We start from the raw sequence: 13,219 nt of genomic DNA on the forward strand, positions 1-13,219 counted from the left end.
TATCCTGCCACCTGAAAGATGTGAGGACAAATGACAGCATGAAGGAAACCGGCGGAGCTGCGGATCGAGCAAGCCCGAAGAGCTTTAAGCACAACAAGCGCGACCGGTTGATGAGGCCTCGATCCGCGATCTCCATCAAGGCCAGCGGCCATGGCATCGGTCGCACTAACAGGCCGTATACGTGAACGCACCGGACCGTGATCCGAAGTGCTGCCAAAATCCATTGCATCGGGGCCGTCTGTACATGAAGCTCTCGATGAACGCGTTCTGCATGGGCTTGCCGGGCGCGATGTAATGCCATGCGACGCGGCTCTGATAGACTCAGGTCAGGTTGGCGTAGCTGGTGAACTCGCTGCCGTTGTCGCTGACCACCATCTTCGGCTTGCCGCGCTCAATCACCAGCCGCTCCAATTTCCGTGCCGCCCGGATGCCCGAAAGCGAGGTGTCGGCCACCAACGCCAGCCACTCGCGCGTGCAATCGTCGACAACGGTCAGGATGCGGAAGCGGCGGCCGTCAGTGAGCTGACTCGATACGAAGTCGGGCGATCAGCGGTCATTCGGCGCCACATCGGCGCCCGCGTCCCGATCGCCCGCTTGCGGCCGCCACGGCGCCGAACCGCGAGCCTCTCTTCCAGGTAGAGCCGGAAGAGCCTCTTGTGGCTGACCAGATAGCCCTTCCTCCTTAGCAGAAGATGCAAGCGCCGTAGCCGAAGCGACTGCGCTCCTGGGAGATCGCCCTCATGCTTTGCCGCTGGGCGGCATCAGCCGCCAGGGTCGTCTGGTATCTGATGGTCATGCGGCAATAGCCGATGGCTTTACACGCCCGCCGTTCGCTCATCCCGTAGGCATCCATGAGATGCGCGACAGCTTTCCGCTTGGCCGCGCGCGTCACCAGTTCTTTCCCAATAGGTCCTTCAGCGCCGCGTTGTCCAGCATGGCGTCGGACAGCAGCCGCATCAGCCGCGTGTTCTTCGTCCTCCAGCATCTTCAGCCGCTTGGCCTCCGAGACCTCCATCCCGCCAAACTTGGCTTTCCATTTGTAGATACTAGCGTCTCGCTGACGCCGTGCTTCCGGCGCAGATCGGAAACGCCAGCCTCGTGCTCCTTCAAAATCCCGATGAGCTGCTCTTCCGAAAACCGGGTGCGCTTTCATGCTCTGGCCCTTGTCTTGGGTCAGAGCGAACTTCAACTTGGATTAAGCTCGGATTGATAGTTCGAGCGCAGTGATCGACGCGCTCGCAGGTCCAGCGATTGCCATCGCCCGTCTTGAGACCGTTGCGGTTGAGGAGGCCGGCAATCTGATCATCGCTGGCGGATCAGCACCAGCTTGACGCACGGCCTCGATGATGTTGGTGTAGGTGCTGTTACGCGGCCGCCCGCGCCGGCGTCGGGCAGGCGTATCTCGCTGTGAACGCCGCCTACCCAGTGGACGATGAGGACGATCTCGGAGGCCGCATTGTCTATATCGGCCACGACCTCGACAACGCGCTTCTTGAGGCGAGCATCCGTCGTCGGCCCGAAGTCTTGGCCGCCTTGCGCCCGTGCACCAAGTGTTAAGTACCGCTCGCTCGTGACGGTGAAGACGATAAGGTTAGAAGCAACTCGGTTCTATCGTGGCGCTCTACTTGGTCCTTCAACTCCCCGCCTGTAAGCCAAATAAGCCAATCGTCGTCCACAATATCCTCTTCCACCAGCTGCAATATCGACCCGCCTGGTTCATGATGCAGCATTTCGTATTGCGCAATGAGCCCCTTATCCACTGAAAAGCGTGCCACAAGCGAACATAAGAAGTCTGGGGCCCACATGGCAAAAGATACACCGTGTGCTATTCCTGCTGTAATCTTCGCTAGGCCCTGTCCTCTAAAGTCTCTGCGGATCCAAAGATCCCCGTGATAGGCCACTTTCCCGGTCATCTTCTTCGCGCTGGGGGCTCTGCAAGTACAACGATCCTCAGGATGTGCGTGTATGGCCGGAGTAGCGTAAAACGCTTTCAGGGATTGAAGATGTTCTGCAAAGTTGCTGTGAGAAAGGTCATACAGTCGAGCAGCATCTGTAAGCGCGAGCTCGTTCTTCTTATCGACGCCTATGATCCAATACCCCTCGCCTGTGTTGATTGGTGAGCGATCTGGCCGGAAATTTGGATATGTTCGCCTCTTGTTTGGAGCCGTCTCCGTGATCGAGATATACTCATTAAAATCGAACCCTATCGAAAGTTTGATGCCTTTTTCGGCGGCGGCATCATCATACAAATGAAGGAATCGTGAGACTTGCAACGCGTTAACTACGTTTGTCATTGCTGCACTCTTAGCTATCGTGATGAGCGGCGTCGGAGTAGAGCGAGTCGCCAACTGATTGTACAGCATTAACAACGAATGGAGACACTACCCACTCTGGTGAGGGATATTGTATTCGATGTTTCGAGAAGCCGTGTTGGCGCGCATCAGCATTCGCTGGCGGAAAAGCGCTTTCTTGAGCGCCGGGACTGCGGCTTGCAGCAGTGACGTTGCCGGCGAGTCCGACCGCAGGTAACCGTTGTCCAGTACCTCTGCACAGTGAATTTGACCGGTTGAGCGCTGGATCCGAGTGGGTCCGGTAGTGGTTGGGATCAACGAGCAGTTCGATGCTGCGGGGTTCCCTCGGCTGCCTTCGGATGAGTCCTGCCCGTTCGAGCGTCAGCAGCACCATCTGATGAACCGATGGCGAGCTGCCGCGGAAGTATTCCTGCATGTCGGTTTCGGCCGGGGGACCGCGGTGTAACCGCGTGTACAGGTGGATATAGGCCATATATTGGCCCTGCTTGGTGGTGAAGGTTCTTCCCGAACGACTCACGCCGGCCATCCGATTCAGCTGGTGATCCGTGCCTTAACACGAGGAGGCACGGATGAATGTACGCTATCGGGTCGGATCGAGCCAAATCGAGCGCGCAGAACTCATGCACCTCGTGAGCGGCGGCAAGCAGGGGGCGCGCAAGCTCAAGCGAGCCTAGATCTTGCTGGCTGCCAACGCCGGCGTCAGCGACGAGGACATCGCTGCAAGTGTTGGGGTTGGCGGTTCGACGGCCTACCGGACCAAGGGGCGGTTTGTCGAAGGCAACCTGGAGCGAGCGCTGAGCGAAGAACCGTCTCCCGGACCAGAGTGTAAGCTCGCTGGGCAAGGAGGAAGCACTGCTGGTGGCGACCGCCTGCTCAAACCGATCGCTGTTCATGGACGAGAGCGCAGTAGCGGTCCTTGGCCCTGGATGCGGCCAGACGACAAAGGCTTGTTCTCGGCAATTGCTCCGACGACCAGGACATATTCGATACTACTGGCGTTGGTAGGTTCGTTATTCCCCGTTCTCAGGTAAGTGACTGACGCCGCTCTGGGAGACGCGCCTCGTGAAACATAAGGCCCCTCCAAGATGCGAGGCACGTTCTATGTCCACAGCTCACGCAACCTGAGAAGGGTGCTTGTTAATTGAATAGCTTATGGAGGAGGCGATCATGGGTGGGGTGATTAGCGAGTCGCGTGAAATGCAGAACGTTGACGCGTTAGAATCGAACGTCCGCTCGTACTCACGTTCGTTTCCGGCTATTTTCAGTCGAGCGCGCGGCTCCATTCTGCTAACGGACGGTGGTCGAAAGATCATTGACTTCCTTTCCGGTGCTGGAACGTTGAACTACGGCCACAACAATCACGAGATAAAAGCTGCTATTACTAAGTATCTAGCATCGGATGCCGTAGTCCACGGGCTTGACATGGCCACTCCTGCAAAGCTCGAATTTATGGAGACTTTCAGCTCTGTCATACTCCGGAAGCGGGATCTGCAATACCGGTTTCAATTCACGGGACCAACAGGTGCTAACGCTATCGAGGCAGCTTTAAAGCTCTCACGCAAAGTCACGAGACGTCAAAACGTCATTTCATTCACGCGAGGATATCATGGCATGAGTTTAGGAGCGATTGCCGCAAGCAGTAATCGCTATTACCGCACAGCCAGCGGCGTTGCTTTGTCTGGCGCAACTCTCATGCCCTATGATGGTTATCTTGGACCAGGTGTTGATACGGCTGACTACCTGCGAAAGGTATTGATGGACGAGAGCAGTGGCATCGATTGTCCGGCTGCCATTCTCGTCGAAACTGTGCAGGGGGAAGGTGGTATAAATATAGCTGGCAGAGAATGGTTGCAGTCAATTCAGGCCATTGCAAAAGATATTGGTGCCCTTTTCATAGTTGACGACATCCAGATGGGTTGTGGTCGCACGGGAGACTTCTTTAGCTTCGAGTTCGCAGAGTTATCACCAGATATTGTCGTAATGTCGAAATCGCTAAGTGCGTACGGTCTCCCATTATCAATGTTGTTGATCAAAGAAGGGTTCGACGCATGGCAGCCAGGAGAACACACGGGCACGTTTCGGGGAAACAACCTTGCACTCGTATCTGCAACCGCAGCAATGAATATTTATTGGCGGAGCCGTACTTTCTCGGAGAGGGTCCAGCGTATGGGAGCACTGATGCGGCGCCGACTAGAGGCCATTGCATCAGACCATGGAAACATTTGTGCTGTTCGAGGGCGGGGCATGGCGTTGGGGTTTGATTGCCAAATGGCCGAAGTCGCAGAGGCTACGACACGCAAGGCATTTGAGAAAGGATTGATTGTCGAGCGATGCGGACCCATTGATCAGGTCGTAAAATTCCTGCCTGCACTCACGATCGACACTGAGACACTAAATCAAGGCCTTGAAATATTCGAGGAATCGTTGGCCGAAACACTGAAACAGGCCAGCACTGACCTGAGCCCTGCTGTTCATCCAGAATAGGAAACCCCATGGCCTACGAGACAATCAAATATGAGCTCGCCGAGCAGATCCTCACAATTACCTTAAACCGGCCGGAGAAGCTCAATGCCTTCAGCGCCACCATGCACCGGGAGCTGGTGGACGCCTTCGATCGGGCCGAGAACGATGATGATGTCCGGGCCATGATCGTTACCGGCGAAGGCCGCGCTTTCTGCGCAGGTGCCGATCTTTCCGTAGGCGCCGACATATTTGACATCGAAGCGCAGCGTGGGCCGGTGAAGCGACTACCCAATGGCACGGTGGATTACAGCGATCCCCACGTTTGCGACGGCGGTGGCCGGCTGACCTTGCGAATTTTCAAATGCCTGAAGCCCATAATCGCCGCAGTGAACGGGCCGGCGATCGGTATGGGTCTCACCATACCGCTCGCGATGGATATCCGTATTGCATCTGAAGCCGCGCGCTTTGGCTTTGTGTTCTCCCAGCGTGGCATCGTGCCAGAGGCGGCCTCAAGTTGGTTCCTGCCGCGCATTGTCGGCATCGCGCAGGCGCTGGAGTGGTGCTACAGCGGGCGGGTATTCTCGGCGGAGGAAGCGCTCGCCGGCCGGCTGGTCAGCAAGGTGGTGACGCCCGATCAACTGCTGCCCACGGCGCGGGCAGTCGCCCGCGAGATCACCGAGAAGACCGCACCTATATCGATCGCACTGATCCGGCAGATGATGTGGCGCATGCTGGGTGCCGATGATCCCATGGAAGCCCACAAAATCGACAGCCGCGCCATCTATACACGGGGCGCTTCCGCGGATTCCAAAGAAGGCGTGATTGCGTTCTTGGAAAAGCGGCCCCCGGTGTTCAAGGATAAGGTTTCAGCCGACATGCCGGATTTTTTTCCATGGTGGACGGAGCGGCAGTACAAATGATTGTCCGTCGGTCCGGCCGAACAAAGCGTGAGCCGGACTGCGATGCTGTTCTGCGAGGAGTAGAGGCTCCGATTGATGTGGGATCGCCACTCTTGGGACGACGCGATGTGCGGACGCATCCCTGTTGTCGGGACAGGATGTGCTCGTGCACGCCCTAAATTTAGCAGGCTGTTGAAGAACTCAGTCGCGTTCGCAAACGAAGCCCGAATCGGCGCCGTTGTGTATGTAGAAGTGGCCAGCGAGCCTGCCGGCGGTGCGGATAATAACCCATTCGTGACCGCGGACCGGTCATTCTCGTCCTGACCTTCCCACGAGAACTCCGCGCCGAACCGTCTCGCGCGCCGTAGCGGACGTCGAGAAAGCCTTTCAGTGCACCGAAAGCAATTTCACCGTCGGACTTGCCCTCGAAGGTGAGATGCGCCTCTTCGACAAGATCGAGGAAGTCGCTGTCCCAGTTGTCCATTTCGACGATGCGCCAGCGGCCGGCAAAGGCCTTGGCGAAGCCGGGCACCTTGGCCATCAGCCGGCCTCCGCGATCAGCTTGGACAGCCGCACTAGATTGTAGGCGGCGGCAGTGAAGGTAAAGGCTCATCCGACGCGATCACGGCCACGGAAGCGGGTTCTATCTTGCCCTCTTAATCGGTAGTGTCGTCTGCTTGATCTCACCCATTCTCGCTTCCTTTCTCGTTTGCGACAAGGCCCTCTGCGCCACGCTTGACCGCGATGCGCCACCTCAGCCGCGAGTCCCGGTGCGCCGTGCACTCTTCCGCGCTCATCGACGACGTAAGGTCGCTGCAGCAAGGCAGCGGGTATGCCGTCGCGGCGCAATCTTCCATCGGCATGACGGAGCCACACCAGAGGGACTCCGGCGTGGTCCACGTTGCACGTCAGGTGCGTGGCCACAGGCAAGGTAGCGTGCGTTCCGTCATCGCTGATCTGCTCCAGGTCTCTTCCGCTGTCGCGGAGCTCCGTGTTTAAAGCCGTACGCCCATCAGGTCATTGCTCTGCAATCAGTTCGCGCTCTGTCATGTATGGGCTCCGAGCAGCTTGCGGTCCTTGGCGGCGGCACGTGCGCTCACGTCCGCTGGGGATGCAGCCCGAGCGCCAGAATAAAATGTGCCATCGACCCACATCGCATGCATGATGACCGCAAGCTTGCGTGCCACGCCAACGGTCGCCTTGCGGCGGCTCGTGCGTTTGGCGATCGCAAGCCCCCAGATCTTGACCTTGTCCTTGCGCTTGAATCGGGTCAGCAACGCGCTTGCCGCTTCGTAGAGCGCCCGCCGCACGTCGGCATCGCCCGCCTTGCTGATCCGCCCCTGCACGTCGATCGACGAGCCGGACTGCCAGCGCCGCGACGTCAAGCCAAAATAGGTCGCCACATCGCGCGACCTCTTGAAGCGTGCGGGATCGTCGGCCGACGTCATGGAGCTCAGGGCTGCTGCCGGGCCGACGCCGGGAATCTGCATGAAGCGCCGGCACAATTCATGGCTCGCCACCAGCTTGACCACGAGATCGTGCAGCCGGCAGTACTCCTTCCACAGTGCGGCGCGCGCGTTCAGCCACGGCGTCGATCAGCTCGCTGACCAGCGTATCGCCCGCCACCGCCTCGCGCACGACTTGCGCGAATCCGCCGCAGCCGACATGGCTCAGGCGAATGCCAAACAGCTTCAGCGAATGCCGGATCGCATTCTCCGGATCCAGACTCTTGCGCTTCAGATTGCGCCGGTGCGTCAGCAATAGCCGCAGCCGGTAGCAGGCCTCGCTCTTGATAAGCGCCTTGCGGAACCAGCCGGTGCGCGTCAAATGCGCCAGGCCCAGCGCGTCCGTCCGGTCGGTCTTGTTGCGCTGCGCCTTCAGCGCCGTGCGGACGGGGAAGGTTTCCAGGCAGACCGCCTGGCACGCCGCGCTTGAGCAATTCCGGATGCAGCCAGGGCGACAGCGCCCCCGCCTCGTGGCCGGGGCGGCGCAGCCGGCCGAGATACGGCTTCAGTGCTGCCTTGATCGCATCGGGATCGGTCACCACCGCCGTCTCCAACACCACCTTGCCCGCGTCGTCGACCCCGCAAATCGCTGTCTCGCCCATGCCGACGTCCAGTCCACAGAAGAATTTCATCGTCCGCCTCCCGCGTTGCTGAGGCGGCGCATTGTGCGCGTCATTCATCGTGCAAGCCACTTGCTCTGCTGCGGCACGTCCCGGCGCAGACCGATTACGGGCGGCCCTCCGACCATCTTGATCCAGTCGGATGCCTTCTCGATGCGCTTGCGGAAGCATAGCCGCCGTGCCGGGGTGTTCGCCCGTCGATCGCAGAGCTGCGACCGCTGATGTTCTGCGCAACATGCGGCGTCACGTTCATCGAGCGCAGCTCGTTGACGAAGTCTTCTGCATCATAGGCTTTGTGGCGCCAAGCGTGATCGCTGTCGGCCGGTCGCCACACGGCTCGATCAGTGTGCAGCGCGGCCATCCGTTCGGCATGCCCGTTCGCCAGCGTCAGACAGGCGTCGACCAGCAGGCCGTGGCGGTTTCTCCATCAGCCCATGCCCGATGAAGCACAGCTTCGTCTCCTTGCCTTTGCCCTTGCGGTACAGCCTGGCATCGGGATCGGTGGTCGAAACATGGGTGTCGTTCGAGCGTTTCTGGCCACGGAAGTCCGCTTCGGCATCGCGGCCGCCGTCTTGCGCTGGCCCGGGCCTCGATCAGCGCGGCATCGACCGAGAAATGATCGCTCGACAGAAGCTTCCTCGGCCTTGGGTTGCGCCAGCACAGCCGCCAGGAACTTGGCCGCGATGTCGCCTTCCAGCAGCCGGTCGCGGTTCTTCGAGAACACTGAATGGTCTCAGACGGAGTCCTCCGACGAAGCAGCGGAACAGCAGATCGTATTCCAGCCGCTCCATCAGAAGCTGCTCCGAACGGATCGAATAAAACGCCTACAACAGCATCGCCCGCAGCAGCTTTTCCGGCGGGATCGACGGCCGCCCAATCGGCGAATGGAGCGCCGCAAACTGGCGCTCCAGCGCCGATACTGCCTCGTTCACAATCGTCCGGATCGCTCGCAGCGGATGATCACGCCGCACCCGCGTCTCCAGGTCAACGTAGCTGAACAACTCGCCCGTTCGATTGTCCCTGCCGCGCACGCACCATCCCCGAATCTCAATCCGAGCCAATGAATCACGGTCGGCGGTCGCCGGCGAGCGCCTCTTTCAACAGCCTGCTAGCTCGACGAGCTAGAGTTTCGCGCCGAAGAGAAAATTCGACGAGATCGAGCGTTAGCCTTGGTTTTCGAGATCGGCAGCGGTCAAGCGGCACCGCTTGTGCAGCTTGAAAGAGAAGAAGGTCTACGATCGTTGGTTTTTTTGGACTAAGCCGGATCTGAGGCGCCTCGGTCTGCGCCGGCATTACGTCATTAGTCCTCCGTGAAGAACACGGGCGACTGCCGATTTAAGTGATCTTTTGAGTTGGGACAGTTTTGGCGAGCGCCGGATAATGGCGCGCAAGAGTTTAGCGAGCTATCGCAGAAGCAGGCCGAAGTTGTACCCGGCCGCTGTCAGGACTGCGTTGACGCGGTCGTCGGCGCGGCCTTGGGATAGTTGCGGTCCAGGCGGTGCTCGGCCTTGAGATGGCCGATGACCAGTTCGACAACCGGGCGACGCTTCATCTCGCGGCGGATGGAAGCCGTGACGCGGCGGACCCTACCCGAGATCCAGATCCTGAACCGATGCAGGTGGTTTTGGCCTCGATACCCTTTGTCGACGTGGATGCGACGAGCCTCCTCCACGCCGGTGAGCTTCTCCATGTCGGTGATCAGGGGACCGAGCATGTGCCCGTCGAACTGGATTGCCATGCAGGGCCTTGGCATGGAGCACGAACTGTCCGCCCTTCGGAAGGCGTGGCGATACTGACCTTGCAGCCGAACTCGTAAGGCGCGCGGGCTTTGCCCTTGCCGGTGCACTCCATCTCTGGCGCATGTAACGGCATAGACCTTTGGACCGCGCTGATGTTGATCCTGGTTGCAGCACCTGCTGCGCTAAACCGAGCAGCGGGCCTAAGCGCGCTTCCAGCACCGCATCACCATCAATCTTGCGGCGGATGTCCCGGATGATCCGGCCAAGCCGTGTCCGCACGATACTTGAGCTGGCGCCGGGCGCGTTTGAACTGGTGGGCATGGGTATAGCGGCCGACCATGCCGGCGGCCCGCTTGGCCCTGTTGCAGCGCGACCTCAACAAAATGGCGGGTCATTCTGGCTCTGGCAGCCATCGAACAGGCCCTGCCGCCGATCGCGGCGATGCCCGAAAGGCCAGCGTTGGTCTCCAGGTCCTTGGGGTCGATGACGCCAGTCTTTTGAACCACCGACAGACCTTCCTGGATCATCGCAACCAGCTGCTCGCTGGCGCCAGCGCGTCATCGACGATTGATTGAACGGCCGGCAGCCGGTGGCAGAAGCTCAATTCGCCGCAGAAGTATTGCCGAGTGGGCCGAGGGTGTTTCACCCTCAGCCTCTCACAGTAGGGTCGAGGACTGGCGCGCCGGGAGGCCTCTCGAGCGTGCCACGTTTCCAGTCCCCTCCACGTCGCAACGCAGCCGGCGGATCTCCCGCACTGCGCGCCCCCATTTACTTCGCACCAAGGTTTCCGAGCATGCGTCAGCTGGCGCCTGGCCTTCTTCTCCACCCAATCTTTGATGTAACTGAAGCACCCACTGGAGTGTCCAACCGCGAAGTTAGTTCACCCAAGCCCCGCAGCAGCATCGGATTGATCAGGCTTATTAACCTGTCAATCGGTTACGACCGGTATCGGCGAGACACCTCTTTGAGCTCGCGCAAAAGCGCCGTCCGCTTTTTAAAAGCTCGGGCATGTTGTGCGGCCGCATCGCTCCGCGCAGACTGCGGAAGGGTAGCGGAAGTCGAACCCCAGACAGCACGAAGCTCTCGCCTCGTTCCGCTGTTCGGCTCTTTTCATCATTGTTTTCAACCTGCAGCTTGGCAAACTCCTTCCTGAGCCGTTTCCAGCAGTAGTTTTGCGCCAGTACCGTCTGGCGGAAGACTGACCGTGCCTTGCGGCACGATGAGTTCTGATCAGCTGGCGGCCGGTCTGGCGAGCTTGATGGTTCGTCAATCTGGCCGTAGCGTTTATTTGTCAGTTCGACGACACATTTGTCCTTGCGAGATTCCTGTCGGAGAGCATCGCCGTACCAATGATGCCTTCCCCCGCCAATTGTGCGATCTCAGCGTCGGAGAGCCCGAGAAGCCCTGATAAGATCTCTTTGTTATGTTGGCCCAGTGTCGGCGCCGCTGTGCGGATCGCATAGGGCATTGCCCCTTCGCGAATCGGCATCGAGGGTTGCGGATGCAAGCCCAAGAAAGCGCGTTCGATTTCTTGCAGAAATGCGCGCGACCTGAGATGCCGATCCTTCAGCAGGTCAATTGGCAGGCGGGCCACGCCGGCAGCAACCCTTGCGGCTTGCAATTCAGACATGGCCTGATCCGCATCGCGGGTGAGCGTCCATGCTTCGATGCCTCTCTCGATCACATCCTCGATGCCGCGACGATCTTCCGCAGATTTTAGCGATGTGTCCGCGGCCCAATCTTGGCGGCCGATAAGGATGGCAAGCCTCGGCCACATGTCGTCGTCGGTCGCGGCTACAACGATCCAGTTGTCCTCACCCGCACACCGGAAGCAGCCATGCGGCACGAACTGCGGATGTCGATTGCCATACCTCGGCGGCGACGCACCGCCGATTGAGTGGACAGTGATCCATGGCGCCGCAAACGGCATCATGCATTCGATCTGCGCCAGGTCGATGAACTGTCCCTGCCCGGTATTGCGGGCGTGGATCAGTGCAACCAGAACCGCTGCGCAGCCGTTCAACCCACCGACGGCATCCCCGAACGCGATGTGGCTCATCACGGGTGGCCCGCCGGCGTTTCCGATCACACTCGGCAACCCCGAGCCCTGCTCAAGAGTCGAGCCGTAGGCCCGGCAATCGCGATGGACGCTGTCCGCACCAAAGGCTGACATCGACATCATGATGAGGCGTGGGTTGAGTGTTCTGAGGAGGTCGTAACCAAGCCCGAGCTTCGGCAGCACATCGACCGAATAATTGCCGACAGCAATATCGGCTCCCTCTAAAAGCCGTTTGGCGAGAGCGAGACCCTGCGGCCGCCTCAGGTCGAGTGTGATACCGCGTTTGTCGCGATTCATGATGCAGAAGCTCGGTGTCTTTTCGTACATCTGGCCATTCACGTAATCAGGCCGACGGTCAACACCGCGCCACCAGTCCGGATACTGGATGGCCTCGATCTTGATGACGTCGGCGCCGAGATCAGCCAATGTGCGGGTGCACAATGGACCCGCCCAGCCCATCGAGAAGTCGATGACGCGAACTCCTTGCAACGGCTGCCGACCGGCATCATCTATGCTGTCGGACGACACCGACACAGTACCGCTCCGGTGTCTCCGAGAGTTCGCGCATGCCTGCTGCTCGCCGGGAGCCGGAACCTTTCCGCCCCGGCGCGGCGGTGTCAACGTCAGTCGCTGCATCGACCCCGCGGTCAAGCCCTCTTCTTCGCCAAACAGAATAGGCACGATCGCGCCGCGCGCGCTCTTCTCCGAATCCTCGAGCAGGTCGGACATTTCGGGTATTGGGACGATCGGGACCTTGCGCTTCAGTCCCTCCGCAAACAACTCCTGCGCCGTTCGCGCTTTCAGCCTCGGCATAAACTGTCGTTCGATCTCTTCCATGCGGCGCAGACGATCCTCGTTGAGGACCAGAGCCGGATCATCACGCAACTCGAATAGACCGAGCATGTCGCAGAATGCGCGCCATTGTGCTGGCGTGAGCGTCGTAACTCCGAGCCAACCTTTTCTTGTTTCGTAAATGCCCGCCGGAAAGGTTGGCCAGAAGCGGTTGATGCCAATGCGGCGCATCACGTCGCCGCGCGCACACGACTCGAACATATGATACTCCGACAGAGCGAGACTTGCTTCGAAAATACTGAGCGACCACGACCGCCCTGTTCCGCCCTGCATTCGCGCAACCGCCGAGGAAACCGCGGCGATGAAGCCCCACAGCCCGGCAAGGATACCCGTCTGGAAATCCGGTGCGTACAATGGCGGGCCCTCGACCGGTCCAACCAGCTTGACGAGGCCGGCGAGCGCGCGAACCGTCGAATCGGTTGCGGCAAATCCTGCATAGGGCCCCTCGCGGCCGAACCAGCTCGCATCGAGGCAGATTAATCCGGGGCGCCGCCTGCGGATCGCAGAGATATCAATAGACGGGCAATCCGCGGACTCAACATCGCGCCCATCGACCAGAATGTCGCAATCCTCGATCAGTTCCGTCAGCCGTGTGATCGCGTCCGGGTCTGCGCCATCGATGATGATGCTTGACTTGTTGAAGTTCAGGAATGCGAACCACGCGCTCTGGCCGGCCGGCGTGAGTGGTGCGCTGCGGCGAAGTGGATCGCCTGCTCGCGGCTCGACCTTTTGAACATCGGCACCGAAATCCGCAAACAACCGTGCACAAT

General features: G+C 59.7%; 4 protein-coding genes and 6 pseudogenes. 2 read left to right on the plus strand and 8 right to left on the minus strand.

Annotation, left to right across the window (positions count from 1 at the left end):
- Window positions 1–246: 246 nt before the first annotated feature.
- Together Q2941_RS12535 and Q2941_RS12540 are read right to left on the minus strand one after the other, a co-directional pair.
- Window positions 247–1,119, minus strand: a pseudogene (locus Q2941_RS12535) (IS3 family transposase); the annotation flags it as partial.
- A gap of 434 nt (window positions 1,120–1,553) precedes the next feature.
- Window positions 1,554–2,294 (minus strand): hypothetical protein, encoded by a 741-nt coding sequence (locus Q2941_RS12540; protein WP_458192677.1) that lies wholly within the window; start codon window positions 2,292–2,294, stop codon window positions 1,554–1,556.
- A gap of 1,185 nt (window positions 2,295–3,479) precedes the next feature.
- On the opposite strand from Q2941_RS12540, the gene ectB reads away from it, so the two are divergent.
- Together ectB and Q2941_RS12550 are read left to right on the plus strand one after the other, a co-directional pair.
- Complete coding sequence (gene ectB, locus Q2941_RS12545; protein WP_458192678.1) at window positions 3,480–4,796, plus strand: diaminobutyrate--2-oxoglutarate transaminase; 1,317 nt, start codon at window positions 3,480–3,482, stop codon at window positions 4,794–4,796.
- An 8-nt stretch (window positions 4,797–4,804) separates the two neighbouring features.
- Complete coding sequence (locus Q2941_RS12550) at window positions 4,805–5,695, plus strand: crotonase/enoyl-CoA hydratase family protein (protein ID WP_458192679.1); 891 nt, start codon at window positions 4,805–4,807, stop codon at window positions 5,693–5,695.
- A 180-nt stretch (window positions 5,696–5,875) separates the two neighbouring features.
- Here the strand turns inward: Q2941_RS12550 and Q2941_RS12555 are convergent.
- The 6 genes and pseudogenes from Q2941_RS12555 to Q2941_RS12580 all read right to left on the minus strand — a co-directional run.
- Window positions 5,876–6,215: pseudogene (locus tag Q2941_RS12555) on the minus strand (hypothetical protein).
- Window positions 6,215–6,328: pseudogene (locus tag Q2941_RS12560) on the minus strand (IS5/IS1182 family transposase); the annotation flags it as partial. The pseudogenes Q2941_RS12560 and Q2941_RS12555, both read right to left, overlap by 1 nt.
- A gap of 392 nt (window positions 6,329–6,720) precedes the next feature.
- Window positions 6,721–7,811: pseudogene (locus tag Q2941_RS12565) on the minus strand (IS110 family RNA-guided transposase).
- A 44-nt stretch (window positions 7,812–7,855) separates the two neighbouring features.
- A pseudogene (locus tag Q2941_RS12570) lies at window positions 7,856–8,830 on the minus strand (IS5 family transposase).
- Window positions 8,831–9,205: 375 nt separating this feature from the next.
- Window positions 9,206–10,169: pseudogene (locus tag Q2941_RS12575) on the minus strand (transposase family protein); the annotation flags it as partial.
- Between the two features lie 660 nt (window positions 10,170–10,829).
- On the minus strand, window positions 10,830–13,219 hold a 2,390-nt coding region (locus Q2941_RS12580; protein ID WP_458192680.1), incomplete at its 5' end, for a CaiB/BaiF CoA-transferase family protein.

Source organism: Bradyrhizobium sp. UFLA05-153 (genome assembly GCF_054185185.1).

Excerpts from the sequence above, each read along its gene's own strand:
- Q2941_RS12550 (WP_458192679.1), top strand. The coding sequence starts at position 4,805 with ATGGCCTACGAGACAATCAAATATGAGCTCGCCGAGCAGATCCTCACA.
- Q2941_RS12540 (WP_458192677.1), bottom strand. The coding sequence starts at position 2,294 with ATGACAAACGTAGTTAACGCGTTGCAAGTCTCACGATTCCTTCATTTG.
- ectB (WP_458192678.1), top strand. The coding sequence starts at position 3,480 with ATGGGTGGGGTGATTAGCGAGTCGCGTGAAATGCAGAACGTTGACGCG.